Origin of the sequence: Sulfitobacter sp. SH24 (genome assembly GCF_965641895.1) — a bacterium.
Taxonomy (GTDB): Bacteria; Pseudomonadota; Alphaproteobacteria; order Rhodobacterales; family Rhodobacteraceae; genus Sulfitobacter; species Sulfitobacter dubius.
In genome coordinates this window covers 262,050-289,028 of the sequence record NZ_CBFFKK010000002.1, presented here as the reverse complement: position 1 = coordinate 289,028, position 26,979 = coordinate 262,050, and the positions used below count along the sequence as shown (strand labels likewise).

General features: G+C 59.0%; 28 protein-coding genes. 16 read left to right on the top strand and 12 right to left on the bottom strand.

Annotated features, from left to right (window positions below):
• Positions 1-811, bottom strand: an 811-nt coding sequence (repA, locus tag ACSQ16_RS02380) for a plasmid partitioning protein RepA (RefSeq protein WP_435988486.1), incomplete at its 3' end; no start/stop codon positions are given.
• Positions 812-1,259: 448 nt separating this feature from the next.
• Between repA and ACSQ16_RS02375 the strand changes: the two genes are divergently transcribed.
• Genes ACSQ16_RS02375 through ACSQ16_RS02365 form a run of 3 tightly spaced genes read left to right on the top strand, consistent with a single transcriptional unit; the run spans position 1,260 to position 3,483 of the window.
• Positions 1,260-1,964 carry an ABC transporter permease gene (locus tag ACSQ16_RS02375; protein ID WP_093928751.1) on the top strand — a complete coding sequence of 235 codons (705 nt, stop codon included), beginning with the start codon at positions 1,260-1,262 and terminating at the stop codon, positions 1,962-1,964.
• Entirely contained in the window at positions 1,964-2,674 is a 711-nt protein-coding gene (locus tag ACSQ16_RS02370; protein ID WP_093928750.1) for an ATP-binding cassette domain-containing protein, read from the top strand. Before ACSQ16_RS02375 ends, ACSQ16_RS02370 begins: the two co-directional genes overlap by 1 nt.
• Positions 2,671-3,483 (top strand): substrate-binding domain-containing protein, encoded by an 813-nt coding sequence (locus tag ACSQ16_RS02365; RefSeq protein WP_243263634.1) that lies wholly within the window; start codon positions 2,671-2,673, stop codon positions 3,481-3,483. Before ACSQ16_RS02370 ends, ACSQ16_RS02365 begins: the two co-directional genes overlap by 4 nt.
• 43 nt (positions 3,484-3,526) lie before the next feature.
• Here the strand turns inward: ACSQ16_RS02365 and ACSQ16_RS02360 are convergent, their stop codons facing one another.
• Genes ACSQ16_RS02360 through ACSQ16_RS02340 form a run of 5 tightly spaced genes read right to left on the bottom strand, consistent with a single transcriptional unit; the run spans position 3,527 to position 7,995 of the window.
• A complete protein-coding gene (locus ACSQ16_RS02360) occupies positions 3,527-4,012 on the bottom strand; it encodes a DUF6505 family protein (protein ID WP_093928748.1) in 486 nt (161 codons plus the stop codon).
• Positions 4,009-4,725, bottom strand: a complete 717-nt coding sequence (locus ACSQ16_RS02355) for a biotin/lipoate--protein ligase family protein (protein ID WP_243263633.1) — start codon at positions 4,723-4,725, stop codon at positions 4,009-4,011. The genes ACSQ16_RS02360 and ACSQ16_RS02355 overlap by 4 nt, the downstream gene beginning before the upstream one ends.
• Positions 4,722-5,792 carry an Mrp/NBP35 family ATP-binding protein gene (locus ACSQ16_RS02350; protein WP_243263631.1) on the bottom strand — a complete coding sequence of 357 codons (1,071 nt, stop codon included), beginning with the start codon at positions 5,790-5,792 and terminating at the stop codon, positions 4,722-4,724. The genes ACSQ16_RS02355 and ACSQ16_RS02350 overlap by 4 nt, the downstream gene beginning before the upstream one ends.
• A 5-nt stretch (positions 5,793-5,797) precedes the next feature.
• Positions 5,798-6,001, bottom strand: a complete 204-nt coding sequence (locus ACSQ16_RS02345; protein ID WP_093928745.1) for a DUF6494 family protein — start codon at positions 5,999-6,001, stop codon at positions 5,798-5,800.
• A gap of 29 nt (positions 6,002-6,030) precedes the next feature.
• Positions 6,031-7,995, bottom strand: coding sequence for a 4Fe-4S binding protein (locus tag ACSQ16_RS02340; protein ID WP_243263629.1), 1,965 nt, complete (start codon positions 7,993-7,995; stop codon positions 6,031-6,033).
• A gap of 381 nt (positions 7,996-8,376) precedes the next feature.
• Between ACSQ16_RS02340 and ACSQ16_RS02335 the strand changes: the two genes are divergently transcribed.
• The 12 genes from ACSQ16_RS02335 (at position 8,377) to ACSQ16_RS02280 (ending at position 19,347) form a co-directional block, all read left to right on the top strand.
• Positions 8,377-8,916, top strand: coding sequence for a DUF3305 domain-containing protein (locus ACSQ16_RS02335; protein WP_243263763.1), 540 nt, complete (start codon positions 8,377-8,379; stop codon positions 8,914-8,916).
• A complete protein-coding gene (locus ACSQ16_RS02330) occupies positions 8,913-9,560 on the top strand; it encodes a DUF3306 domain-containing protein (protein ID WP_243263628.1) in 648 nt (215 codons plus the stop codon). The genes ACSQ16_RS02335 and ACSQ16_RS02330 overlap by 4 nt, the downstream gene beginning before the upstream one ends.
• Positions 9,557-10,165, top strand: coding sequence for a TorD/DmsD family molecular chaperone (locus tag ACSQ16_RS02325; protein WP_243263627.1), 609 nt, complete (start codon positions 9,557-9,559; stop codon positions 10,163-10,165). The genes ACSQ16_RS02330 and ACSQ16_RS02325 overlap by 4 nt, the downstream gene beginning before the upstream one ends.
• Positions 10,166-10,226: 61 nt before the next feature.
• Entirely contained in the window at positions 10,227-10,439 is a 213-nt protein-coding gene (locus tag ACSQ16_RS02320) for a twin-arginine translocation pathway signal protein (protein WP_243263626.1), read from the top strand.
• 105 nt (positions 10,440-10,544) lie between these two features.
• Positions 10,545-13,532: a formate dehydrogenase subunit alpha gene (locus ACSQ16_RS02315; protein ID WP_243263625.1), complete on the top strand. Its 2,988-nt coding sequence runs from the start codon at positions 10,545-10,547 to the stop codon at positions 13,530-13,532.
• Between the two features lie 12 nt (positions 13,533-13,544).
• Complete coding sequence (gene fdh3B / locus ACSQ16_RS02310) at positions 13,545-14,138, top strand: formate dehydrogenase FDH3 subunit beta (RefSeq protein WP_067266580.1); 594 nt, start codon at positions 13,545-13,547, stop codon at positions 14,136-14,138.
• 66 nt (positions 14,139-14,204) lie between these two features.
• The gene (locus ACSQ16_RS02305) at positions 14,205-15,404 is read left to right on the top strand and encodes a formate dehydrogenase subunit gamma (RefSeq protein ID WP_317406505.1); all 1,200 of its coding nucleotides are present in this window, start codon (positions 14,205-14,207) and stop codon (positions 15,402-15,404) included.
• 31 nt (positions 15,405-15,435) lie between these two features.
• Entirely contained in the window at positions 15,436-15,561 is a 126-nt protein-coding gene (locus tag ACSQ16_RS02300) for a hypothetical protein (RefSeq protein WP_269343110.1), read from the top strand.
• 17 nt (positions 15,562-15,578) lie between these two features.
• The gene (locus ACSQ16_RS02295; RefSeq protein WP_435988485.1) at positions 15,579-16,934 is read left to right on the top strand and encodes a sigma-54-dependent transcriptional regulator; all 1,356 of its coding nucleotides are present in this window, start codon (positions 15,579-15,581) and stop codon (positions 16,932-16,934) included.
• Positions 16,935-17,179: 245 nt separating this feature from the next.
• Entirely contained in the window at positions 17,180-17,938 is a 759-nt protein-coding gene (locus ACSQ16_RS02290) for an amino acid ABC transporter substrate-binding protein (protein WP_093928737.1), read from the top strand.
• 3 nt (positions 17,939-17,941) lie between these two features.
• Positions 17,942-18,616 (top strand): amino acid ABC transporter permease, encoded by a 675-nt coding sequence (locus ACSQ16_RS02285; RefSeq protein ID WP_243263622.1) that lies wholly within the window; start codon positions 17,942-17,944, stop codon positions 18,614-18,616.
• Positions 18,613-19,347 (top strand): amino acid ABC transporter ATP-binding protein, encoded by a 735-nt coding sequence (locus ACSQ16_RS02280; RefSeq protein ID WP_243263621.1) that lies wholly within the window; start codon positions 18,613-18,615, stop codon positions 19,345-19,347. The genes ACSQ16_RS02285 and ACSQ16_RS02280 overlap by 4 nt, the downstream gene beginning before the upstream one ends.
• 90 nt (positions 19,348-19,437) lie before the next feature.
• On the opposite strand, the gene dctP is transcribed toward ACSQ16_RS02280, so the two are convergent.
• Genes dctP through ACSQ16_RS02265 form a run of 3 tightly spaced genes read right to left on the bottom strand, consistent with a single transcriptional unit; the run spans position 19,438 to position 22,387 of the window.
• Entirely contained in the window at positions 19,438-20,526 is a 1,089-nt protein-coding gene (gene dctP / locus ACSQ16_RS02275) for a TRAP transporter substrate-binding protein DctP (RefSeq protein WP_067941242.1), read from the bottom strand.
• A gap of 21 nt (positions 20,527-20,547) precedes the next feature.
• A complete protein-coding gene (locus ACSQ16_RS02270; RefSeq protein ID WP_093928840.1) occupies positions 20,548-21,843 on the bottom strand; it encodes a TRAP transporter large permease in 1,296 nt (431 codons plus the stop codon).
• Between the two features lie 16 nt (positions 21,844-21,859).
• On the bottom strand, positions 21,860-22,387 hold the full coding sequence (locus ACSQ16_RS02265) for a TRAP transporter small permease subunit (RefSeq protein WP_394805097.1): 528 nt from the start codon (positions 22,385-22,387) through the stop codon (positions 21,860-21,862).
• 215 nt (positions 22,388-22,602) lie between these two features.
• Between ACSQ16_RS02265 and ACSQ16_RS02260 the strand changes: the two genes are divergently transcribed.
• Positions 22,603-23,697 carry a TRAP transporter substrate-binding protein gene (locus tag ACSQ16_RS02260; protein WP_093928733.1) on the top strand — a complete coding sequence of 365 codons (1,095 nt, stop codon included), beginning with the start codon at positions 22,603-22,605 and terminating at the stop codon, positions 23,695-23,697.
• A gap of 251 nt (positions 23,698-23,948) precedes the next feature.
• On the opposite strand, the gene ACSQ16_RS02255 is transcribed toward ACSQ16_RS02260, so the two are convergent.
• From ACSQ16_RS02255 to ACSQ16_RS02245, 3 genes are all read right to left on the bottom strand, one after another.
• Positions 23,949-25,340 carry a TRAP transporter large permease gene (locus tag ACSQ16_RS02255; protein WP_243263620.1) on the bottom strand — a complete coding sequence of 464 codons (1,392 nt, stop codon included), beginning with the start codon at positions 25,338-25,340 and terminating at the stop codon, positions 23,949-23,951.
• Entirely contained in the window at positions 25,340-25,918 is a 579-nt protein-coding gene (locus ACSQ16_RS02250; protein ID WP_243263619.1) for a TRAP transporter small permease subunit, read from the bottom strand. The genes ACSQ16_RS02255 and ACSQ16_RS02250 overlap by 1 nt, the downstream gene beginning before the upstream one ends.
• 130 nt (positions 25,919-26,048) lie before the next feature.
• Positions 26,049-26,969: an isoaspartyl peptidase/L-asparaginase family protein gene (locus ACSQ16_RS02245; RefSeq protein WP_243263618.1), complete on the bottom strand. Its 921-nt coding sequence runs from the start codon at positions 26,967-26,969 to the stop codon at positions 26,049-26,051.
• Positions 26,970-26,979 lie beyond the last annotated feature (10 nt).

The window sequence follows — 26,979 nt, the reverse complement described above, 5'->3', positions numbered from 1 at the left end:
TGGGTACAACAGTGATCAAGACGCCTGTAGAGGCACAGAGTGCCGACATGGTCAGATACCCCAATTGCGGTGGGCAATCGAAGATGACGACGTCATAGTCCTGCTCAACGTCTTGCAGTGAGGTAGCAAGGCGCGCAAAAAAAGCAGGTTGCGTGTTGTTTAGCAGTGCTTGGGGCGTTTCGTGTTCGAATTCCTGAAGCATCAGCCCACCGGGAGCCAGATCAATACCGGTGAAATAAGTCTTCTGAATCACGTCGGCCAAAGGCACCGGATCGTCATACTGAATAGCATCGTAGATCGTGCCGGAATTCAGAAAATCATACTCTGGCCGATAGCCGAACAGTGTTGTTAGAGACGCTTGAGGGTCGATATCGACGCAGAGGACACGGTATCCTTTAAGAGCCAAACGCTGCGCTGCGTGGATCGCACTCGTCGTCTTCCCGCTGCCGCCTTTGAAGTTCAAAAACGACAATACTTGCAGCTTATCACCTTCACGGCGGCCACGTTGATAGGCACCTCGGGATTTAGCCGTTGCCTCCAACGTTCGTCGGATATTGAGCAAATCATCCGCACTATAGTGCCGACGCCCACCGGGGCTGGTTTGCACCTCAACAATCTTATCATCAAAATGCAGCTTGCGAAGGAAACTAGTGGAAATTCCAAGCAATTCAGCAGCTTCACCCGCGGAAAAGCGGCGCAGCTCTTTGCGTGCGTCGGGCGCAAAGACCTTTAGCATGTGACTTTCCAACGCCTCGGAAAGCGTTTCCGCATTCCGGCGGATCCGTGTATTGATGTGTACTATATCCGTCACATCTGCCCTCGCTCTCAGTAACGCTATTATTCGGTAGCGCTTTTGTTTCCGTTACTTAAAGCCATTGAAGTATCGCTTGCAACAGATTCTTGCGTAATCCGTATGGCGACAGGCAACAATAACCGCGTTAAGCAAGCGAAGCCGAGTAGGATCAATGTGGCAGGTATTTGATTTTGCTGAATCTTTTGTGCATGAGAAGTAATTATCCTTGCTCGAGGAACGGAACAATTCGAGAGAGCCCAACTTACGCTTACTTAGAGCCGCATCTCGTAGACCAGCAGAATCACAGCTGGTCATCCTGACCCGCAGCCATATTAGACGTCGTAATTCTTTGGACAGCTTGTCTCATGCTCAAATTTCAGAGCTTCCGGGTCTAGCTTCCCAAGAATACTCCTGACAGGGTGCGCGAAGAGGGGCTATGCCTCATTGCGGGGGAGGCCAGCGCGCGATGGTCGATATTTGGAGTGGCATTGCTCAAGCTTTCTGGCTCGTCTTCACACTTGACGCTGAGCTGCTGGAAATTGCAGGCCGATCGCTGCGTGTGACCTTGTCCGCATTGCTGGTTGCCTGCCTAATTGCTCTCCCACTGGCGGCCTTGGTCGCGGTTAAGCGGTTTCGGGCGCGGCGGTTGGTCATAGCGGTGTTGAACGCGTTGATGGGGCTGCCACCGGTGGTGGTTGGGCTAATTGTCTATGTGGTGCTCTCTCGCTCAGGGCCGCTTGGCGTTATGGGTTTGTTGTTCACACCGACGGCTATGATTATCGCGCAGGTTATCATCATCGTGCCGCTTATCGCCTCGATAGCACATCAGTCGATCCGAGATCTTTGGGAGGAGTATCACGACCTGCTCATCTCAATGAACGTCACGCAGGGGCAGAAAATACAGACCCTACTGTGGGATTCGCGCCGCGCTTTGTTGACTGCCGCCCTTGCGGGCTTTGGCCGGGCGATCGGTGAAGTGGGGGCGATCATGATTGTCGGGGGCAATATCGATCACGCAACGCGGGTACTGACGACTGCTATCGCGCTAGAGACGGGTAAGGGCGAATTTGCCTTGGCCTTAGCACTTGGTTTCGTGCTGATTGGGCTCGCAGTTGCGGTAAACTTAGCGATCCATTGGTTGGGCCGAACTGAACGAGAGGGGCGGTGGTGATGCAGCTCTTCCCGATGCAAGCTATCGCAATCGAGAGCCGCAGGCGCGGGCAGCGCTTGGTTGGGCCAATAGATTTGACGCTAGGGGGGCAGGGCGCCACGGTTGTGATCGGGCCGAATGGGGCGGGCAAGACCACTCTGTTGCAGCTGTTGCACGGCACCGCACGGCTTTCAGCCGGGCAGATCGATTGGGCTTGCCCGACGGAAGAGGCACGACATCATCAGGCATTCGTCTTCCAGCGCCCGGTGATGTTGCGGCGTACCGTTTTGGAAAACCTTACCTACCCGCTACGCCTGCGCGGTGTCGGCAAAGTAAGGGCGCGTCAGATGGCAGAGGAGTGGGCCACGCGCGTAGGATTAGAGCCACTTTTGGGCCGCGCAGCTCCAGTGCTGTCAGGCGGCGAACAGCAAAAACTGGCGCTCGCGCGGGCATTGATTTGCCAGCCGACACTGTTGTTTCTTGATGAACCTTGTGCCGCGTTGGACGGGCGCGCCACGCGTGAGATCGAAGCGATTTTACAGGCTGCGAAATCACAAGGTACCCGGCTTATCCTTTCGACCCACGATCTTGGCCAAGCACGGCGCTTGGCCGATGACGTCTTATTCCTGCTTGGCGGGCGACTGCATGAAGCAGGGCCAGCAGATACGTTTTTCAACCAACCTGAGACCGAGGAGGCTCAGGCATTTCTAAGAGGAGATATCGTAGAATGAAACATTGGATTATGGGCGCCATTTCGGCATTGGCCATCGGCAGCGCGGCGCAGGCCGCGGATGTGATGAAGATGGCTGTCACCACGTCGTTCAACAATTCCGGACTAGCTGACGTGCTACTGCCAGAGATCGCGGCAGATCTTGATCTTGAAGTGCAGTTGCTGGTCGTGGGTACTGGCCAAGCGCTCAAGCTTGGCGAAGCGGGGGATGTCGATGCGATCCTCGTACATTCGCGCAAGGCAGAAGAGGCTTTCGTTGCGGGCGGGTTTGGCAGCCACCGGACTGAGATCATGTATAATGATTTCGTCTTCATCGGGCCCAAGGCTGATCCGGCGGCAATTGCCGGGTCCGATGCGGCCACCGCAGCGCTTGCGGCAATTGCTGACGCGGGCTCAAACTTCGTTAGCCGCGGCGACGATAGCGGCACGCATAAAAAGGAACTATCGCTTTGGGCCGAAGCAGGGCTAGATCCGGTTCAGTTTGGTGATTGGTATAACGCTGTCGGCGCAGGTATGGGCGCGGCGCTTAATACTGCGTCGGGGATGCCTGCCTATGTTATGTCAGACCGGGCAAGTTGGCTGAACTTTGGCAACAAGGGCGATCTGGCGCTGCTGTACGCAGGCGATCCGGTTCTATTCAACCAATACGCCTATCTGCCAGTGAACCCTGAGATGCACGCCCACGTGAAAAATGATTTGGCCCTGAAGCTGGAAGAATGGCTGATCTCTGATCGCGCGAAGGCTTTGATCAACGATTACAAGATCAATGGTGGAACGCTGTTCGTGTTCAACGCAAAAACAGCGGAATGACCTGAGTTAGAGATCATCCGCGCCGTATTGCGGCGCGGGTGGTCTATTCGGGCAGATCGCCGTGGATTGCAAACTGCTCTAGTCCCGCGTCTTGCGGTTGGATCATCCGAAAGCTTTCGCGCACGCCTGCTTCTGTCAGTTCGCGCGCCACTGTCAACAAGCAGTTCGGCGCGTGGTCGGCGCACAGTTCAACCATCTGCGCGAGTTCTTCCGCTGCCACAGGCCGCGCGGCTTCGACTGAGGGTGCGCCGTAGTAGGTTACGAAGTGCTGTGCGAGCATATCCGTGAGCGTGGTGATCTCGGTCTCTTCGATCTGAGTTATCGCGACGAACGTGACCCGACCAAAGGTCTCCAGTCCCAGCCATCCGTTTGCAAACGCCTGACGTGCCTTGCCGGTCAGATCTCCTTCGGTCCAGTCCGAAAACTCGAAGCCGCCAGAGATGCACCATTCGCCGGTTCGAGCCGGGGAAGCAAAGACGTTGCGGTCGCTTTCGTCGAAGTGGATCGCACGGGCGAGTTTTAGGGTCATGGGGCAGGCTCCAATAAGGTTGTCAGCGGGATCAGATGCGTGGTGTCCCCATCGCGCAGTAGCATACCGAAATATTCGTCGACACCGATGAAACTGCCAGTCTCGCCCCGAAACGATACTTCGCGATCGATGTCAAAGACCAACCCGCGCCATTCACTATGGAGGCTCGCAGGACCAAGGTCTTCCCAGCGGTTGATCCAATGCAGCGTATGCCGGGCCCAAGATTCGATCAGGGCAGGCGGCCGAACCTCTGCGCAGCCTTCGGCAAAAAGCGCGGTTTGATCTGGATTGAGGCCTGTTTCGGCCATGTCAGGGTCTTCGGCCGGGTAGAGCGGTAGAGTGAAGCCCACGACAAGCCAGTCGGGGATAGCGTCGAGATCGGGGGTTGATGCGAACATGCGGAAAGCTCCGCAGGCGGCGCCATTAAGGCGAATGCCGCCGCCCCATTCCAACTGCACAGCTACCTCGGGCGGGGACAGTGCGCCGAGGGCGTTCTGAAATCCGACCCCGCAGAGCGGGAGCATGGCCACCGCCTGCGCCAAAGGCACTTCGGGCGCAAAGACCAATGCACCCTGCATCTCGGCCCCGTCCAACCGGTACGTTATGAGACCTGCATCGCAGCCGCGTGCGGCGCGCGTGCAGGCAGCACGGAGGGCGTCATCGGTCACAGCCTCGCCCGACATCAAAGGAGGGAATGAAAGCCCTTCGCTCATGCTGCGCCGGCGTCGATCAAGTGTTTCGCAATCGCGTGGAAAGCCGCGGCTTGTTTGCTGTCCGGTTGACTGACCGTAATCGGCGCGCCGCCATCCGACGCAAGCCGGATTTGCAAATCAAGCGGCACTTCGGCCAAGAGCGGCACGCCCCATTTTTCGGCCTCAGACGCGACACCGCCGTGGCCAAAGACATGTTCTTCGTGACCGCATTGGGTGCAGATATGGGTCGACATGTTTTCGATCATCCCAAGGATTGGCACCTTGAGTTGATTAAACATATCGATCCCCTTGCGGGCGTCGATCAGAGCCACATCCTGCGGTGTAGAGACGATTACCGCCCCGTCCACATGGGCCTTTTGCGCCAATGTCATCTGCACGTCGCCGGTGCCTGGTGGCAGGTCCACGATCAGTACGTCAAGCGCACCCCATTGCACCTGCGTCATCATCTGTTGCAAGGCGCCCATAAGCATCGGACCACGCCAGACGACGGCTTGATCTTCGTTGGTCATCAGGCCAATCGACATCATGGTGACGCCGTGGTTGCGCATCGGCAGGATGGTCTTGCCATCGGGCGAGGCGGGGCGGCCCGATACGCCGAGCATACGAGGCTGGCTAGGGCCGTAGACATCGGCATCCAGCAGACCAACGCGGCGGCCTTGCGCGGCGAGCGCGCAGGCGAGGTTTGCCGATACGGTGGATTTTCCGACGCCGCCTTTTCCCGAGGCGACGGCGATGATCCGGTCGACGCCGGGAATCTTCTGCGGGCCGGTTGGCTCCGCTTTACGCTGCGGCTTGAGGTCGGGCGGCGGGGCTTTCTCACTATGCCCAGTCAGCACGATGGAAACTTTTGAGACTCCGTCGACCTGCGCCAGCGCTGCTTCGGCTAGCGCTTTGGCTTTCTCATAGGCTTTGGCTTGGGCGGGCGGGATTTCCATCACGAAACGTACCGCGCCCGCGTCGTCCACATTCAGTGCACGCATCACGCCACTGGCCACGATGTCAGTCCCCGTGGCCGGATCCGTCACGGTCTTCAAGGCGGTTAGAACCGCTTCCCTGCTGGCTGTCACGTCGCTTATGCCTCGCCCTTATCCGCGCCGGCGATGGTGCCGTCGATTTCATGCTCCAGCCCAAGCTCGGGGATGGAGATCACGGCCTTAACCGGGAATGTTTTGCCGCTGGTGTCACCTTCGCGCATGGCCTTTTCGATGGCCTGCTGCGAGGTCACGCCGACCTGTTTGAGAAACTTGCGCATCGACATGTTGAAGTCTTCGCTCATGGGAGGCTCCTTTTTCTGGGGGCGGCGACCTAGTGGTCGCGCCGTTTGGAGAGGTAATCGTCGGTGGTGCGGGGGCGCGGGCGCTCATTGCCCGTCATCGGGTTGTTGGTGCTGTGATATTGCGCATTGATCCGGCAGTCATCGCACATCTGGATCATCCGCAGTTTTGCGTCATCGGCAAACATCGAATGGCTGCGCAGCTTGTCGGTGATCTTCTCAACAGTGGATTTCACCCCAAAGAGCGTGCCGCATTCGACACAAGGAAATGGCTCTTCTTCGTTCAGCACCCGTTGGCTCAATGCGGCATCAGTCAGATCAAGCTGCGGCTTGAGGCTTATGGCGTCTTCGGGGCAGATGTGCTCGCACAGACCGCATTGCAGGCAGGCGTCCTCCTGAAAGCGCAGCTGCGGCAAATCAGGGTTATCGCCAAGCGCACCCGACGGGCAGAGTGAGACACAAGACAAACACAGCGTGCAGGCACCTTTGTCCACCAGCACCGCTCCATAAGGTGCACCTTGAGGCAAGGGTAGAACTTGGGCTTCTGGTTGCAACGCGCGGGCAGCCTGCCGGGCAATCTGGCGGCGGCTGCCCATCGGGCGCACGGGCTGCGCGACCGGCGTGGGGGCTGTGCCGTCATAAAGCAGATCGGTCAGCGCGTCCGGATCAGGGGTATCGATCAACATCATCCGTGCGTCGCCTGCAATGGCACGGGCGAGGGCGATCTGGGCCTCAATTGCATCGCGGTCGGCCTTGGGGCCAAGCAGTAGGGAGACATCGGCGAAACCAGCGGCCAGTGCGGCCAGCGCTTCGGCGTGACCAAAGGCCGCGAGTGCGGGCAGGTGCATGGGGATCACATCGGCAGGCAAGCCGCGCCCGTGACGCGCGGCAAGGCGGATCATCTCAGCACCGTGGTCGTCATGCACCAAAAGACGTGGCGCTTCGCCATTTGCCTCAAGATAGGCGCGCGCAAGGGTCTGGACTCGCCGCATCGTGAAATCCACAGGTGGCGCGTCATAGCTGATCGCCCCCGAAGGGCAGGCAGAGGAACACGCCCCACAGCCCGCGCAAATCATCGGGTCCACGGTCACATGATCGCCGTCCGGTGTAATTGCCCCGGTGGGACATAGATCGAGACAGGCGGTACAACCTGTCTGCCCGGCGCGGCTGTGCGCACAAAGCAATGGCTCGGTGCGCACATAAAGCGGCTGCTCGAACGTGCCGACCAAATGCGATGCGGCCAGTACGGCGGCGGCGACAGCGGGCGGATGCGCAGGATCGGCGCGGAGATAGCCTTCGCGTTTCTCATGGGCCGGGAACAGCGGCGTGTCGCCGCGCAGGTCAAGGATCAGGTCACATTGGCTGCGTGCGCCGTCGCGCGGATCGGTCCACGTCAGGGGGCCACGACCCCGCGGGTCAACCTGCCGCAATGCGTCGATCACCACTTCGAATTGGCCAAGCGCTCCTTTGGCGCGGCGCAACTTGCCAGAGATCAGATCATAGCCGCGCAGTTCGGGGAGGTTGTCGTCGGCCTCGGTCATGCTGTCTTCGATCAGCAGGGTTACGCTGAGGTGGTCTTTAAGCTGGGCTGCGGCCTCCAACGCTGCCGGTCCACGTCCAAGGATCAGGCAAAGCCCTTCGGATCCAACATCGATGGTTTTCTCGGCGGGCGCCTCTAACAGCGCCTCTGTAGCGAGCGCGGACATTTTGGGCAGTTTATCGCGGGGGTCATCTGACCATCCGGCCCGGTCGCGCAGGTCCAAGAGGGGGGCAGAGGGCTGTCCCAGTTCTTCGGCCAATTCGGTAAAGACACGCTCTTCTTGGGTGCAGCATAAAATCGCATCCCCGGTGTTCAGTGCCTTGGCCGCGCGGTCGATCTGGGTGGTGCAGAGGGCCGAACAGGGCTGCATGACCGTCAAACCGGTGCTTTCGGCCAGCGCATCGGAATCGATACGCTGCGACCCTGCGCAATCGCATGTTATCAATGTCTTGGCCATGAATTTTCCCTTGTTTCGCGCGCCAATCCGCCGCCCCTGAGGGCGCGGTTGAGGCCCCAAGCTAGACGGGATTTAGCACCGCCCACAACCGGAATCGGGCAACTCAGAGCCATGACCTTCCAAGGCCACGCAGCTCGTAAAGCGCGCGGCGCGGCGCAGTGATTCGAAATCGGCCAACCCCGCAAATTCTTAGTGAAATACTCAAGTTAGACAAAACGTCCAAAGCATCATTGACGGCGCGAGGTCGCGGGTCATCTTGTCTGAATAGCCCGGTTTTTCAGGGGATCACGCGGTTTTACGCTTCCCCCTCGAGGGGGTTTGGGGCGAAGGTCTAAGCAACGGAGGAGCCAGTTGATTCATAACCCGAAAATGTACCGGACGATGCCCTTGGGTATTGTGCTGCGGCGCGCGCCGGGTGTGACCCGGTGGGCTAAGTGGAGCTGGAAAGCGACCGCTGTGCTGCCCGGTGCCGGGGAAGCGGATTGGCGTGAGCTGCGCCGTGAGGGCGATATCGTCGAATACCACGCCGCCACACTTCAGATTGAATTACACGGTGCCGAAACGGAAGCCTATGTTCACGGGCTGGGGGCTGACGTCCCCTGTGTCTATGTGGTGATGCGCCCCATTCCTGGCGCGACCGATAAACCGTTCAAATTGGCGCTGGTCACTGCCTCTCCCTATGAGGCGCAGGATTATTGCGACAGTGCCGAAGAAGTGGTCGAAAAAATCGCGATGACGCCCGGTTTGCTGGCATGGGTGCAAGAGTTTGTTGAAGAGTTTCACCAAGAGGAGGAGTTCGTAAAGCGGCGCCGTGACCGCCTGCGGACAGACCGCCAGCAAGACGGCATCGGTGATCCGCGTGTCAAGAAACCAGCAGACGTCTACGCCTCGCCTACACTGAAACGAAAGCGTCTGGCATGAGCAGCTTTTGGCAAAAACGCCGTGCCGCCGTGGCAGCAGAGGCCAGGGCCGAAGTCCGCGTGCAAGAAGCCCGCGTGGCAGAGGCCGAAGAAGCGGCATTGGCCGAGCGCAGCGATGACGATTTGCTGGCCGAGTTCGATCTGCCCGCGCCGGAGGATCTGGTCAGCGGCGAGCAACTCCGGGCTTTCCTCAAGGCGCAACTGCCGCAACGGCTCAAGACCCGTGCGCTGCGCAGCTTCTGGCGGACCAACCCGGTGCTTGCCTGTCTTGACGGGTTGAATGACTACGACGACGATTACACAGCCGCCGCGACTGCTGGCAAACCTGTGAATACGATCTATCAAGTGGGCCGCGGCATGGTGGCCAAGGTCGAAGAGATATTGACGGCTGAGACCGATGCTCCTGAGGCGGCGGACGAGGCGGTTGCGGAAGATGCGCCCGTTCTTGCATCGACCCATGATGTGGTCGTGCCTGCCCCGCGCCGAACAGAGACAGCACTGGCGCAAACAGCCCCTCAGCAGACCTATAGCGTACCTGTAGATCATGCCGAGGAAGAGGCCGAGCAACCCGCGCCGACCCACCGCCGGATGCGGTTTCAATTTGCCAGCGATCTGGCCGATGACATGGAAGGTAGCAGTGCATGACCCAATTGGCCGCGACAACCCTACTCGAAGAGGACCGCCTGCGTGCGGACCTCTATAACTTCATGGGGCTTATCCTTTCCGGCCCTCCGGATCAGATGCTACTGGATCAATGTGCGGGACTTTCCGGCGACGACAGTGATCTGGGGCAGGGGTTCAAAGCCTTGTCGCGGCTGGCATCTAGAACCAAACCGGCGGGGGCAGAGAGCGAGTTCAATCGGCTTTTCATCGGTCTGGGTCGGGGCGAATTGCTGCCCTATGCAAGCTTTTACCTTACTGGCTTCCTGAACGAAAAGCCGCTGGCTGCTTTGCGTCAAGACATGATCGCACGCGGACTCGAGCGGGCGTCGAATGTGTTCGAGCCTGAGGATAACATCGCCTCACTAATGGAAATGATGGGCGCAATGATCGCGGGCCGCTTCTCGGCTCCGGCCACGTTGGCGCAGCAAAAGACATTCTTTAATCGGCACATTGCCCCATGGGCCGGGCATTTCTTTGCTGACCTCGAAGGCGCGAAAAATTCGGTCTTCTACGCCCCCGTGGGCAAGATTGGCCGCGCTTTTATGCAAATCGAAGCCGAGGCGTTTCGCCTCAGCAAAGACAATTAACACATGCCGAGACCGCTGGGGCGCCCCGCCCTTGAACAAGAGACGTAACAGGAGAGACAACATGACACGCAAGCCAGAGGGTTCCACCGAAGCACCGGTTCGCAAAGATCGGCGCGATTTCCTGAAGTTCGCGGGTACCGCCGCGCCACTGGCCGCCGTGGCCGTGGCAACCACCGGGACTGCAGCCGAGGCGGCCAAAACGCCTGACCTGTCGTCGGACCGCATTCAAGACACCGAGCATACGCGCGCTTATTACGCCTCTGCTCGGTTCTAATCAGATACCAAGGGGCGCTGCCTCTTAAACTTGGCCGGGCGGGAAACGCTCGCCGTTCAATAGCCACCTCAGGCGGGGACCAGCCCGCGCACAGGGAGTGAAGATATGTTGAGGAAAAAGACCAATGGGGTCGCGCGGTCTGCGCAGCGGACAGGCATCATGTCCGACGTGGCGCGCAGCGGTATTGACCGGCGCGCATTTCTGCGCGGCTCGGGCCTTGCCATCGGCGGGTTAAGTGCCATCGCCGCAACCGCAGGCAGCGTGCAACAGGCATCTGCCGCCACTGCCGCAGTCAGCGGAAAGATGGAGATCAAGAAATCCGTCTGCACCCATTGTTCGGTCGGTTGTACAGTCATCGCGGAAGTGTCTGACGGTGTGTGGTTGGGGCAGGAGCCCGGTTGGGACAGCCCGTTCAACCTTGGCGCTCACTGTGCCAAAGGCGCGTCGGTCCGCGAACACGCCCACGGCGAACGCCGACTGAAGTACCCGATGAAGAAAGTCGGCGGCGAATGGCAGCGGATTTCCTGGGAACAGGCGATCGACGAGATCGGCGACAAGATGACCGCCATCCGCGACACCTCTGGCCCGGACTCGGTCTATTGGCTCGGCTCGGCGAAACACTCCAACGAACAGGCCTATCTGTTCCGCAAGTTCGCCGCCTACTGGGGCACCAACAACGTCGACCACCAGGCGCGGATCTGTCACTCGACCACCGTGGCGGGCGTGGCCAATACATGGGGCTACGGCGCCATGACCAACAGCTACAACGACATCCACAAGTCCAAGGCGATCTTTATCATCGGCGGCAACCCCGCCGAGGCGCACCCGGTGTCGCTTCAGCACTTGTTGAAATCGAAAGAAGAGAACAACGCGCCGCTGATCGTTTGTGATCCGCGTTTCACCCGCACGGCGGCCCATGCCGATGAATATGTGCGGATGCGTCCCGGTTCTGACGTGGCGCTGGTTTGGGGCATTCTCTACCACATCTTCGAAAACGGTTGGGAAGACGAAGAATTCATCCGCACCCGTGTTTGGGGCATGGATGAGATCCGCAAAGAAGTCGCCAACTGGACACCAGATGAGGTTGAGCGCGTCACCGGCGTACCGGGCGAGCAGCTTCAGCGCGTGGCGCGGACCTTGGCCAACAACCGTCCGGGCACCGTGATCTGGTGCATGGGTGGCACACAGCACACCAACGGCAACAACAACACCCGCGCCTACTGCATCTTGCAACTGGCTTTGGGCAACATGGGCACCGCCGGCGGCGGCACCAATATTTTCCGTGGCCATGACAACGTGCAGGGCGCGACTGACCTTGGCGTTCTTGCCGATACGTTGCCGGGCTACTATGGCCTGTCCGATGGCTCTTGGGCGCATTGGGCGCGGGTCTGGGATGAGGAACTGGAATGGCTCCAAAGCCGTTTCGCCTCTTGGACCGATGGCGCGGGCGAAGAGCAGAAAATGATCAACCTTACCGGCATTCCGGTATCGCGTTGGATCGACGGTGTGCTTGAGGACCGTGAGAACTTAGAACAGCCCGACAACACCAAGGCGATGGTGCTGTGGGGCCACGCGCCGAACTCGCAGACCCGCCAAAAGGAAATGAAGACGGCGATGGAGAAGCTGGACCTGCTGGTCGTGGTCGACCCATACCCAACCGTCTCTGCCGTTCTGCACGATCGGACCGACAACACCTACCTGCTCCCGGCCTGTACGCAGTTCGAAACTTCCGGTTCTGTGACCGCATCGAACCGCTCGCTCCAGTGGCGCGAAAAGGTTGTCGAGCCGCTGTTTGAAAGCCTGCCGGACCACACGATCCTCTATAAGTTTGCCAAGAAGTTCGGCTTTGAAGATCGCATGTTCCGCAACATTGAGGTGAATGGTGAAGAGCCGCTCATCGAAGACCTGACGCGCGAGTTCAACAAAGGCATGTGGACCATCGGCTATACGGGGCAGTCGCCCGAGCGGATGAAGATGCACATGCAGAACCAGCACACCTTCGACAAAACCACTCTGCGTGCCAATGGCGGCCCGGCGGATGGCGATTACTACGGCATGCCATGGCCCTGCTGGGGCACGCCCGAGATGAACCACCCCGGCACGGCGAACCTTTACGATATGTCGCTGCCGGTGGCCCAAGGTGGTCTGACCTTCCGCGCCCGTTTCGGGGTAGAACGTGACGGTGAGAACCTGCTCGCCGAAGGCGTCTATTCCGCCGGTTCGGAAATCAAGGACGGCTATCCCGAATTCACCATGCAGATGCTGATGGATCTGGGCTGGGACGGTGATCTGACAGCCGAAGAGCGAAGCATCATCGAAGCGGTCGCAGGCTACGAAGCGCCTGAGAACGCGGATGATGGTCAGGCGGAAGTTGGCGAAACCTCGCAACAGGGTGAGATCGATTCCGATTACGTGGCCCAAGTCGGCGGCATCAACTGGAAGACCGACCTGTCGGGCGGCATCCAGCGGGTGGCGATCGAGCATGGCTGCGCGCCCTTTGGGAACGCCAAGGCCCGCTGCGTGGTCTGGACCTTCCCCGACCCGGTGCCAAAACACCGCGAGCCGCTCTATTCCAACCGGCGCGATCTGGTGGCGGATTATCCGACCTACGAAGACAAGACCTTCTGGCGGGTGCCGACGCTTTACGCCTCGATCCAAAAGAACGACTTCTCGCAGGAATTCCCGATCATCCTCACCTCTGGCCGCTTGGTCGAATATGAGGGCGGCGGGGACGAGACCCGGTCGAACCCATGGCTGGCCGAGCTGCAACAGAACATGTTCATCGAGATCAACACCCGTGACGCCAACAACCTCGGCGTGCGCGACGGTTCAGATGTCTGGGTCGAAGGGCCCGAGGGCGGCAAGATCAAGGTGATGGCCATGGTCACCGAACGGGTGGGCGAGGGCGTGGCCTTCATGCCCTTCCACTTCGGCGGGCACATGGGCGGCGTCAGCCTGCGGGACAAATACCCCGACGGGGCCGATCCGATTGTTCTGGGCGAAAGCACCAACACGGTTCAGACCTACGGCTACGATTCAGTGACGCAAATGCAGGAGACCAAAGCGACTCTCTGCAAGATTATGCCAGCGTAAGGAGACAAGAGAATGGCAAGAGCAAAGTTTCTCTGCGATGCCGAGCGCTGCATTGAATGCAACGCATGTGTAACGGCTTGTAAGAACGAACACGAAGTCCCTTGGGGCATCAACCGCCGCCGCGTGGTGACCATTCAAGACGGCCAACCGGGCGAACGCTCGATCTCGGTCGCTTGTATGCACTGCTCGGACGCGCCCTGTATGGCGGTCTGCCCGGTGGATTGTTTCTACCAGACAGATGACGGCATCGTGTTGCACTCCAAAGACCTCTGCATTGGTTGCGGTTACTGCTTCTACGCCTGCCCCTTTGGCGCGCCGCAGTATCCCCAGGCTGGCAACTTCGGCAGCCGCGGCAAGATGGACAAATGCACCTTCTGCGCCGGGGGCCCCGAGGAAAATCACAGCCAAGCCGAATTCCAGAAGTACGGCCGCAACCGGATCGCAGAAGGCAAACTGCCCATCTGCGCCGAGATGTGTTCGACCAAGGCGCTTCTGGCCGGTGACGGTGACATGGTGTCCGACATCTACCGCGAGCGTGTCGTCGCGCGCGGCTTTGGCTCCGGCGCTTGGGGCTGGGGCACAGCTTACGAGCAAAAGGGCCAGTAACGGCTTTCGGGGCGGCCTGACCGGGCCGTCCCTTTTCTCCATATCTGTCTAGCCGGGGGATTACCCATGCTGCGCCACCTGATGGCTCTTTTCATTCTCGCCTTGGCCGCGCTGCCGGTCAGCGCCACGGCGCAGGACGTGCGCCTGCCCGAGAACGCGACCCCCTCGGCCATTGACCGCGCCAACACCGGCGGCGCGCAGAACTTGGCCGACATCGAACGCCGCCAAAACGGGGCCGAGATTGACGACGGGTTCCGGCGCAACAATCTGGGGGGCGACGCCGCTACGGTGCCGGGCCTTGGCCCGCTTGGCGGACGGTCGGACCCGGACCTGTGGCGCGGCATCCGCTATAACGAATTGCCCGTTCGCGTCAGCACGATGAACAAGACCGGCCGCGTGCTGGTGCAAGACAACGGCATGTGGTGGCAGCAGTTCCGCGAAGGGCCGCTGGCAACCTACGGCGCTTGGCTTCTTGCCGGGACGCTGGCCGTGCTCTTGCTCTTTTACCTTCTGCGAGGCCGGATCCGCATCGAAGGCGGCAAGGTCGGGCGTACCGTCACCCGCTTTAAAGCGATCGAACGGTTTGCCCATTGGATGCTGGCCGGGTCTTTCATCCTGCTTGCTCTGACAGGCTTGGCCACGCTCTTTGGCCGTAAGGTGGTCATTCCGCTCTTGGGGCATGAGTTCAACTCGGTCCTGCTGACCGGGTCCAAGTTCATCCACAACAACGTCTCATGGGCCTTTATGATCGCGCTCGTCATGGTCTTTGTAATGTGGATTTGGCACAATATCCCGAACAAGACCGACTGGGTTTGGATCAAGCAAGGCGGCGGTTTCATTGGCGACAAACACCCGCCCGCGAAGAAGTTCAACTTCGGCCAAAAGATTGTCTTCTGGGCCGTGATCCTCTTGGGCTTCTCTGTATCGCTCTCGGGCCTGTCGCTGTTGTTCCCCTTTGAGATCCAGCTTTTTGGCCATACCTTCGGCCTTATCAACGACATCGGCGTGGCAGACGCGGCGGGCCTTGGTCCCTTGCAGGACGATCTGACGCCTCATGCGGAAATGCAATATGCCCAGCTTTGGCACGCGATCATCGGCTTTCTGATGATGGCGGTAATCTTGGGGCACATTTATATCGGGACACTCGGTATGGAGGGCGCCTTTGACGCCATGGGCAACGGCGAGGTTGATGAACGTTGGGCAGAGCAGCACCATTCGCTCTGGCTTGATGAAGTCAAAGATGACAAGCGGACCCCCGCAGAATGATGGGCGGCGTTCAGGTAAAAGGATACGCGCAATGAAAGCCATGCTGGCAGGGTTTCTGGGCGTCGCGGTGATCGGCGTTGTGGCCTATTTCGGACTGCATGAGATGGGCTTTTCCTCGGCTGAGGTCTATTCAGGTGAAAACGTCCGGCTGGACTGACACCGAAGAGGCATATCATGGCGGCAGGCGATGAATACGGCGGCACGCTCGAAGGCGCGTCGATCCTTGTGATCGACGATGAACCGGGGATGCGCCATTTCCTCACCAAGATATTGGAGCCGCGTGTCAAGCGCGTGGCACAGGCCGCGTCGCCTGCAGAGGCGACCAAACTCTTGGACGAGGCGCATTTTGATGTGGTCGTTCTGGACAATGTCATGCCCGGCAAAACCGGGCTGGAATGGGTGGTCGAGCAACGCCGTAAAGGGTTTTACGCCGACACGGTTCTGATCACCGCCTATGCCGATCTGGAAACCGCCATCGCCGCGCTGCGCGCGGGCGTTAGTGATTTCGTGTTGAAACCCTTTCGGGCGAACCAAATCCTCGGGGCGGTGTCCCGCACGCTGGACCGCAAGAACCTGCGCCGTGACAATACGCTGCTTCGGCGCGAGTTGCATGGCGGCGCTGCGGTTCAAATGCTCGGCAAGTCCGAAGTGCTGGCAAAGGTGCGCGGCATGCTGAGCCGCCTCGCCCCTGTGCCGACCCCGGTTCTTTTCACCGGAGCCAGCGGCACGGGCAAGGAGTTGGCCGCGCGGCAATTGCATCAGATGTCTGACCGCGCTGACAATCCCTTTGTCGCGGTGAACTGCGCTGCCATCACGCCGGATCGGATCGGGCCGGAACTCTTTGGGGCGGTGGAAGGGAATGAAACCCTGCAACCGGGTCTGTTCCTTTTGGCCGATGGCGGCACACTGTTCCTAGATGAAGTAGCGCAGATGCCCGAACAGCTTCAGGCGGCGCTGCTGCGGGTGTTGGAAGACCAGCGTATCCGCCCCGAGGGGGCCGAACGGGAGATCCCGCTGAACCTGCGGTTTCTTTTCGCCACCAATGCCAACCTGCCGAAGGCCGTGGAAGAGGGGCGTTTCCGCGCCGACCTTTATCACCGCATGAACGTTGTCGAAGTGGCAATGCCGCCGCTCAAGGACCGCTCAGACGATATCGTCGAACTGGCGGCAATGTTCATGCGGCAATTCTCAACTGCGCTTGGGATGCCCGCGCTCCGTCTGGATGCGGAGACTTTGCTCAAGCTCCGGCGTTACGACTGGCCGGGCAATGTGCGAGAATTGCGCAACCTAATCGAACGCTCGGTCATCCTTGGCAGCTTGCCCGAAGCCTTCGCAGGGCATGGCACGGTTGACGGACCGCGGGCGATTGAAGACCTCGAACTCGTCACACAGCGCCACATGCTGCACATTCTTGACCTTTCGGGCGGCAACCGGGCCGAGGCCGCGCGGCGCTTGGGCGTCTCGCGCAAAACCGTTGACCGCAAGCTTGCCGCTTGGGCCGCCGAGGGCTTGGATATCGAGGTACTCTGACTGATATAAAGCTATGCGAAATGCGCATATCTGTTCCGCATGTGTGGAATCCCCGTTAGATTCTCAGAATATCATTCCGCCCTGGGTGCTATGAAGCGGAGTGATATCCTTCACTCGGCGCTCCTCTAAACCCATTATTCCATCTGAACCGATCCCGCCCGCCAAACGTTCCTGTTTAAGCGACGGTGTTGAAGCGGGCGGCCCCCGGTGACATCTGATGCTCAAGCTTTACAGGAGTAAATTCAATGCTGAAACAGATCGTTACCGCAACCGCGCTCGCCGCGGTATCCGGCACCGCAGCCTTTGCCCAAGACAATGAGACGCTGCGCGTCGGCATGTCGGGCGGCTATTTTCCGTTCACCTTTGTGAAACTCGACGAGCTTCAGGGGTTTGAAGTCGACGTGATGAACGCCGTTGGCGAAGAGGCCGGGCTTGAGGTTGAGTTCGAAACTATGGCCTTTTCCGGTCTGATCGGTGCGCTAGATGCAGGGCGCATCGACACGATCGCCAACCAAATCACCATCACACCAGAGCGCGAAGAAAAGTTCGCCTTCACCGCGCCCTACGTTTTTGACGGCGCGCAGGTCGTCATCAAAGAGGGCAACGAAGAGATCGGCAGCGTTGAAGATCTGCGCGGCAAAACCGTTGCGGTAAACCTCGGCTCGAACTTTGAGCAACTGCTTAACGAACTTGATTTCGCTGATGAGATTGAGATCAAGACTTATGAATCCAACATCGCCCAAGATACCGCGCTTGGCCGTGTGGACGCATTTGTCATGGACCGCGTCTCCTCTGCGCAACTGATTCAGGAAAGCCCCCTGCCGCTGGAACTTGCTGGCAAGCCTTTCTCTGAGATTCGCAATGCGCTGCCGTTCCAAGACAACGACGAAGGTCGCGCCCTGCGCGACCGCGTAGACACCGCACTGGAATCGCTGCGCGAAGACGGTACATTGGCCGAAATCTCGGACAAGTGGTTCGGCACAGACATCACCAAAGCGGAGTAACCCATGCGGGCGCTAGACCTTGACTACATGCTGGGGCTGGTGCCCGTCATATCGGGCTATGTACCACTGACACTGTTAATGGCGGCGGCGGGGATGGTGTGCGCACTCATCCTCGCCTCGCTTTTGGCGGTAGAGCGGGTGGCGAAGGTGCCGGTGCTCGATTGGTTCGTAGTGCTTTTCATCAGCTTTTTTCGCGGTACGCCGCTGCTGGTGCAACTGTTCCTCTTTTACTACGGCCTACCCCAAGCGCTTTCGTTCTTAACCAAGATCGACGGTGTGACCGCGACGATCATGGGGCTGACGCTGCATTTCGCGGCGTATATGGCCGAGAGCATCCGCGCTGCCATTGCGGGTGTGGACCGCAGTCAATGGGAGGCCGCGCAGTCTATCGGCATGACTCAAGGCCAGATGATGTTGCGTATCATCTTGCCGCAGGCCGCCCGGATCGCTGCGCCAACTTTGGTGAATTACTTCATTGATATGGTCAAAGGCACTTCGCTGGCTTTTACGCTTGGCGTGACCGAGATGATGGGTGCCGCGCAGAAAGAGGCGGCAGGCAGCTTTCTTTATTTCGAAGCCTATCTTGTTGTCGCGATGGTCTATTGGGTCATCGTCGAAGCGTTAAGCCAAGGCCAGAAACGACTTGAAACCTATCTGAACAAGGCGTTCGTACGATGATTGATATTTCTGGCCTGACCAAGCATTTCGGCGGCACGCCTGTGTTGGATGGCATCGACTTGCAGATCGCGGATGGGGAGCGGGTCGTGGTGATCGGCCCTTCGGGAACGGGCAAGTCGACCCTGCTGCGCTGTCTTAACTTTCTCGACGTGCCGCAGGCGGGGCAGATTTCCATTGGTGATGTGACCGTTGATGCTGCAAAGGCGCGCAAGTCGGATATATTGGCGCTGCGCCGCCGCACTGCAATGGTGTTCCAGAACTACGCGCTTTTTGCGAATAAAACTGCCAAGCAGAACATCATGGAAGCACTGGTGACGGTGCACAAGCGCCCGGTTGAAGAGGCTGAGAAACGAGCAATGGCGGTGCTAGCCGAAACCGGTTTGGCGGATAAAGGGGATAGCTTTCCTTCCGCTCTGTCGGGGGGGCAACAACAGCGGGTTGGCATTGGCCGCGCCATGGCGCTTGAGGCGGAGCTGATGCTGTTTGATGAGCCAACTTCGGCGCTTGATCCTGAATGGGTAGGGGAGGTGCTTGATCTGATGCGTGCAGTGGCGGAACGCAAGCAAACGATGCTGATCGTCACCCATGAGATGCAATTCGCGCGTGAGATCGCAGACCGGATCATCTTCATGGATGGTGGCAAGATCGTGGAAAGTGGTTCCCCATCGGAGATTTTCGGTGCCCCAAAAGATGCAAGGTTGCAGAAGTTTCTTAAGCGGGTCGGAGAATAGCCGGGGACGGAGTGAAGCCGGAACTGCCGGTTCAACAGATCCAAAAAGGCCCGCCAATTGGCGGGCCTTTTCGTGAGATTCTTACTCAACTCATTCCGCGCAGGCGCGGATTTTTTCGATGTCCGGACCGTTGGGCGTGCGGCCCAAGTTGAACGGGGCCGATGCATCACGCCATTTGGCGTAGTCGTTCAGATACTCCAACTGGCTCAGGTAAACCTTTGCGGAATCGGGGTTCTCACAGGCGGTCTCTTCGATGGTCTCATTGGCCATTTCCTGAACGGTCGCCAGCGTTTCATCGTCGTAGCGGTTGATTTCGATGCCCGCGTCGAGGAACTGCTGATAGGCTTCGGTCGCGCGCTTTTCGGTGAAGGAGAGCGACCAGACGAGGTTGGCCTGTGCCGCGATTTCAAGTGCTTCGCGGGTTTCGTCCGACAGCGCGTCCCACGCGCCTTTGTTGATCATCACACCGAAGATCGACGCCGACTGGTGCCAGCCCGGTGTCGCCCAGTATTTGGTGACCTGCTGGAAACCGCCCGAGAAATCGACGTTGGGGGTCGAGAATTCCGCGCCATCGATCACACCGCGCTCAAGCGACTGATAGATTTCGCCACCGGCCATGGAGACCTGCGAACCGCCCAGTTTTTCCAACAGACGGCCCTGCTCCAGACCCGACAGACGCAGACGCTTGCCCTTGAGGTCTTCCAGCGTGACGATCTGCTCGTTGGTGCGGAAGCCGGATTCGTTGTTGGTCACGCCGTAGGGCAGGTAGACCATGCCGAACTTGCCGTAGATCTCGTTATAGAGCTCTTTGCCGCCCCACTGCTCGATCCAGTTGACGTAATCAACCGCGTTGAACAGGCTCGCCGTGGTCGCCAGCGGCGAGAAGGCAGAGTTGCGGCCAGCCCAGTAACCGGGCCAGTCGGCGCCAGCCTGCACCGTGTTGGATTCAACCGCGCCAAAGACTTCGCCTGCGGGGACGAGCGAGCCGCCTTCGAAGAATTCGATGGTCAGGTCTTCGCCGGTCAGCTTGTTGGCCAGATCAACGAAGTGTTTGTCGATCTCGATCAGTTCCAGCGAAGTGGGCCATGTGGTGGTCATGGTCCAGTTGTCTTGGGCCGCGGCCTGCGTGCCAAAGCCTGCGCAGAGTGCCAGACCGGCAAGTGTTGATTTCAATTTCATAATATTCTCTCCTCCGTTGGTTTATTTTGTATAGAGCGTTTCCGGGAGCCAGGTGACAAGCTGCGGGAACAGGGCGATGGCCACGCACATCATCAGGATCAACCCGATGAACGGCAGCACACCGACGATGATATGCGACGTCTTGACCTCACGTGGGGCGATGGCGCGCAGATAGAACAGCGCATATCCAAAGGGCGGCGTCAGGAACGACGTCTGCAGGACCACCGACATCAGGACGACGAACCACAACAGGCTCACGTCCATCTCCTGAACGATGGGCAGGAAGATTGGGAAGGACAGCAGCACGATGCCGGTCCAGTCGAGGAAAGCACCGAGGATGAAGACGATGAACATCATCATCGCGATCAGCAGCCAAGGCGCCATGTCGAGGTTGCGGATGATCTCTTGGGTGGCGCGCAGACCCCCCGTGATGTTGAACACCCCGGTAAAGGCCGTGGCACCAACAACAATGAACAGGATCATCGCCGAGGTACGCCCGGTTTCGAGCATCGCGCCATAAAAACTCGCCCAAGTGAATTTGCGCCGCATAATGACGATCACCAACGCGAGCGCGGCACCAATGGCCGAGGCTTCGGTCGCCGTGGCGATGCCCGCCAGCAGCGAGCCAAGGATACCAAGGATCAGCACAAGTGGCGGCACCGCTTCGATCAGCAACATGCGGAGCAGAGCGGGCTTGGAGATTTTCTCATCCGGCTCGACCGCGGGGGCCATATCAGGGCGTACAACGGCAACGATAAAGACCCAGACCGCATAAAGCAGGCCCAGAACCACGCCCGGCACCATCGCACCGGCGAACAGTTCACCCACCGACAGCGGCGAATAGGAGGCCATAAGGATCAACATGATCGACGGCGGGATCAGAATGCCAAGGCAGCCTGAAGCCGCGATGACACCGGTAGTAAGCGTCGGACTATAACCATATTGCAGCATCGGGCGTAGCGCCATGACACCCATCACGGTGATCGATGCGCCAATGATGCCGGTGGTCGCCGCCAGTAGGATCGAAATGAAGACCACTGCCAAGGCCAGACCGCCGCGGATGTTCGACATCAAAAGCCGCAATGATTCGAACATCTTATCCGTCACGCCCGAATCAGAGAGAAATCTGGCCATCAAGATGAACAACGGAATCGCGATCAGGGTGAAGTTATCCAGCACATCGCCAAAGATGCGGTTGATGACGATACCCAGCACCATCGGCTTGCCAGCAATAACAGCGCCCAGAACAGCGGTGCCGCCCAGAACAAAGGCCAGCGGGTGACCCATGAAAAGGCCCAGCAACAGCAGGCCAAACATGGTGAGTGCAATAAGTTCAGGCGTCACGGGGCAGTTCCTGACGGTTAAGTACGAGTTTCAAAAATTCCGCCACGCCTTGCAGCAACAGCAAACCAGCGGCGAGCGCCATGGCCATCTTTAGCGGGTAGACCGGCAGTTGGACGGAGCCATAGGTCGTCTCGCCCTGAGCATAAGAGCGCATGGCGAATTCATAAGAGCGGGTGGTGAAGACCCAAGCAAAGGGGAAGAAAAAGATCACATAGCCCGCCGCTTCGACCCAGCGGCGCAGGGTGGGGGCAAGGGTTTCGGTGATCAGGTCAACCCGCACATGGGCCTGATGACGCAGCGCATAGCCGCCCAGCATGACGAAATAAAAGCCATATAGCTGTTTAGTCACATCAAAGGCCCAGCGTGTCGGATCGTTCAGCGCATAGCGCATGAACACGTCATAGATGATGATCGCAGCAAAGATGACGGCAACGACCGACACAATGCGCCCGACGAATTCGTTCATCTGGTCGATGAATTTTAACAAGATCTGAGCCCTCCCTGGCAGCTCGCACATTATTCACCTTTCTGCCGAAAACAAGGCGAAAGACTAATAATACTACCGCTTTACGTAGCACTACGTATGCGGCTTCGGGGGAGATTGTCTAGCAAGAGGCAGGTTCAATTCGTGTAGACCATGGACATTTGCGAAAACCGACGATTATCTGCTGAACATAGCCCTCTGCGCCGACGTCGGAGGATGCTTAACAATTATCCTTTGGGAGGAAAAACATGGATCGTCGTTCATTTATTCGCAAAGCCGGTGTGATGGGAGCAGGTGCTGCTGCTACGACGCTTGCAGCGCCCGCAATTGCGCAGGGCAACATCACGTGGCGTATGGTTACCACATGGCCCAAGAACTTCCCCGGTCTGGGTGTCGGCGCACAGCGCCTGGCCGACCGGATCACTGCCGCTTCGGGCGGCGAACTGACCATTCAAGTATTCTCGGCTGGTGAGATGGTTCCGCCGCTGCAGTCGCTGGACGCGGTGATCGACGGCACCGCCGAGATGAGCCACGGTGCGGCTTACTACTGGCAGAACAAATCGCCCGCGCTGTCCTTCTTTACCGGCGTTCCTTACGGCATGACCACGCCCGAGCTGACAGCTTGGATGCGTTACATGGGCGGTCAGGAAATCTGGGACGAGATCTATGACCAGTTCGGCGTTCAGGGCTTCCTGTCCGGCAACACCGGCACCCAAACGGGTGGTTGGTTCCGCGATGAGCTGAAGAGCCTCGACGATGTCAAAGGGGTGCGCTTCCGTACGCCGGGCCTTGGTGGCCGCGTGTGGGAAAAACTGGGCGCGACCGTGACAAACATGGCGGCGGGCGAGATTTTCCAAGCGCTGCAATCTGGCACGCTGGATGCCGCTGAATTCGTTGGCCCTTACAACGATCTGGCGCTCGGCTTCCATCAGGTGGCCAAGAACTACTACATGCCATCCTTCGTGGAATCGGGTCTGGCGACCGAGCTCGTCGTCGACAAGAAGAAGTATCAGGAACTTCCAGAGAACCTGCAGGCGATCATCCGCGATGTGAGCCAAGCGGAATACGACCAAGTCGCCGCCGACTTCTATGCCAATGACCCGCGCGCGCTGAAGACGCTGGTGGATGAGCATGGCGTGACCGTGCGCAACTTCCCCGACGACATCATGGAAGCCGGTGCCAAAGCCTCGGTCGAAGTGGTCGAAGAACTGCGCAACAGCGACGATCCGCTGGTCAAGAAGACCGCCGAGAGCTTCGTCGAAGCGCTGAATCTTGTCCGTACCCGGACTGAGAACATTGATAGCCCCTATGTTCAGGCACGTCAGAAGTTCCTGAAGTACTGAGCTTTGCAGTAAGAGATGAGGAAAGGCCCGGTGGAGACACCGGGCCTTTTTCTATTGGGGTAGGGGCCTAGTCTCTGTCCCGCCCGGTTGCACAACGGGCATCGCCCTCCCTCCCCCCGGAGGGCGATTTTGCAACGCTTCGCCAGCCGGATCGGTCAGCGGTTGATGCACCGGGGCAGCTACTTTCAAACGCGCGGATCGCCCCCCAAGGGAGGGCGATACACTTAGCGCGTCAAAAGACACGGAGGCTTTTAGCCCGAGATCACCTTCGGCAACCATGTCACGATCTGCGGGAAGGCAAACAGGATCGCAATCGCCACCACCTGCAAGGCCACGAAGGGCAAAATGCCTTTGTAAATCGCACTGGTCGGCAGATCCTCTGGGGCCACCCCGCGCAGATAGAACAGCGCAAAGCCAAAGGGCGGCGTGAGGAAGGACGTTTGCAGGTTTACCCCGACCAATACACCAAGCCAGATCGGATCAATATCCAGCATCAAGAGCACAGGCGCGGTGATGGGGATCACGATGAAGATGATCTCGAATGTGTCAAGGATGAACCCAAGGAAGAACATGATAACCATGACCACCGCCACAGCTGCCAAGGGGCCGCCGGGCAGGTTGCTTAGGAATTCATGAACCAGATTGTCGCCGCCCATCATGCGGAACACGATGGAAAAGACCGATGCGCCCAGCAGGATGATAAAGACCATGCTGGTGATCGTTGCCGTGGCAATCATCGTCTCACGCAGGATGCGGAAGGACAGACGCCAGCGAAACGTAGCTAGAATCATCGCGCCGACTGCACCGACTGAAGCGGCCTCTGTCGGGGTGGCGATGCCACCGAGGATCGAGCCCAGCACAGCGAGGATCAGCAACAGCGGCGGAACCAACGCCACAAAGAAATCACGCAGCAATTCGCCCTTCTCATCGGCGGGTACAGGGGTTGCGGGGCAAGATTCAGGCGCGGTCACAGCTTTGAACAGCACATAGCCGAGGTAGAGCGACACCAACAAGATGCCCGGCAAAAGCGCCCCAGCAAAAAGGTCACCGACCGACACGGGCGAAGGCGCAAAGTTACCCTTGGCCATCTGCACCTGAGAGTTGATGCCCGCCAGCATATCGCCCATGAAAATCAACACGGTCGACGGCGGAATGATCTGCCCCAATGTCCCGCTTGCACAGATTACCCCTGTCGCAAGCTTTGGATCATAGCCGGCCCGCAACATCGCAGGCAAAGAGATCAGCCCCATGGTCACAACCGTCGCGCCAACCACGCCGGTCGACGCAGCAAGCATCGCGCCCACGATCACGACGGAAAAGCCAAGGCCCCCGCGCATATTGCCGAAAAGTTTGCCCATGGTCATCAGCAGTTGCTCGGCAATCTGGCTGCGTTCCAGCATCACCCCCATAAAGATAAACAGTGGCACGGCAACCAGCACTTCGTTGGTCATAAAGCCGATATAGCGGTTGGGCAGTGAGCCAAAGTTCGACGGATCGAACACACCAAAGCCGATGCCGACCAACCCAAAAAGCAGCGATACACCGGCAAGGGTAAAGGCCACCGGAAAGCCGAGCAGCAAAAAGCCGATCACGCCAAAGAACATAAGCGCGGCGAGCATCTCGCCAATCAAAATCGGATCCATCAAACGGCTCCCTGCGGGTGGTCTGCGGGGATTTGATCCCGGCTATATTGGATGGATTTGGGAACCAGCTCGGCATTGCCGCTTAGCACCAGAACGGAGCGGATGATCCACGCGATGCCCTGAAGGGCAATCAGCGCGGCGAAACCGATGATGAACGCCTTAAGGATGTAGAGCCCCGGCATGCCGCCCACATTGGCCGAGGCCTCGCTATAGCCCCACGCCCGCTGCACGAATGGCATGGAATAAGCGTAGACGACCCAGCAAAAGGGAAGCAAAAACACCACCACGCCGATCAGATCAATCAGCGCACGGCGCGCCATTTTGGCGGGGCGGTAAAAGATATCGACACGCACATGGTCATCACGCAGCAGGGCAAAGCCCGCGACCGCAGTGAACATCGCACCATTCAGCCAGATATAGAGATCCTGCATCCAGACAAAGCTAATCGCAAAGACATATCGCTGCACGACGACAGCGAAACAGACAAGCACGATGCCGAGTGACAGCCACGCAAAGACATTGCCGATGATAATATTCACCGCACAGATAAGTTTGGCAATTCCTGCTAGAAAACGCACCCTTGTCCCCTCTCCCGTCAAGTTCGCTTGCACGTCAATCAAAGGGAGGGGGGAAAATGTCAAGATTTAGATGCTCTACGCGGCCCAAGCCTGCCAGCTGTGTTTGTGCGGCGACATGGGGGGCGACCCATCAATAGATACTAGTTTCAGGTGCTAACCCCTTGCGAACCATCCCGCGGTACATGCCCTGAGAGTTGAAAGGCATCGCGATATTGCCTGCCGGGTCCACCGCGATGACCCCGCCCGAACCATCGTGATTGGCAAGATCCTGCATCACAACATGATTGGCGGCCGTGGCAAGGTCTTCGCCCGCGTGGCGCATCCGTGCGGCAATCTCTCCGGCTGCGTTCCAGCGGATGAAGATCTCGCCATGCCCCGTGCCAGAGACAGCGCAGGTCGCATTATCCGCAAAGGTGCCCGCCCCGATCATCGGCGTGTCACCCATGCGGCCCGGTGCCTTGGCGGTCATCCCCCCGGTCGAGGTTGCCGCCGCGATATTGCCAGCTTCATCACGCGCCACCGCCCCGACGGTGCCATGCCGCCGCGCCGGATCGTCCGACACTTCACCCCGCGCGCGCAGCTCCAGCGTTTCTTGCAGCGCATCCCAACGGGATTGAGTAAAGAAATAGTCGTGATCGCCAAAGGGAAGCTCTGCTTGCTGGGCGATTTCTAATGCGTTGGGGCCAATCAGCGTAACATGTTCCGTCCGCTCCATCACCGCGTGGGCCAGCCGGATGGGGTTCTTTGGGCCAAACACGCCAGCCACCGAACCTGCACGTCGGTCGCGCCCGTCCATCACGGCGGCGTCCATCTCCTGTTTACCCTCAGAGGTATAGACCGCGCCGCGCCCGGCGTTGAACAGCGGCTCATCCTCCAGCGCGCAGACCGAGGCGACAACCGCGTCCACCGCGCTGCCACCATCGCGCAGCACGGCTTCCCCAGCTTCCACCGCGCGGGCCAGTCCGGCGTGATAGGCGGCCTCTTTTTCTGGGGTCATATTCCGTTTCAAAAGGGTTCCGGCACCGCCGTGAATGGCTAGGGAGTAAGTCATTTGCGCCCTT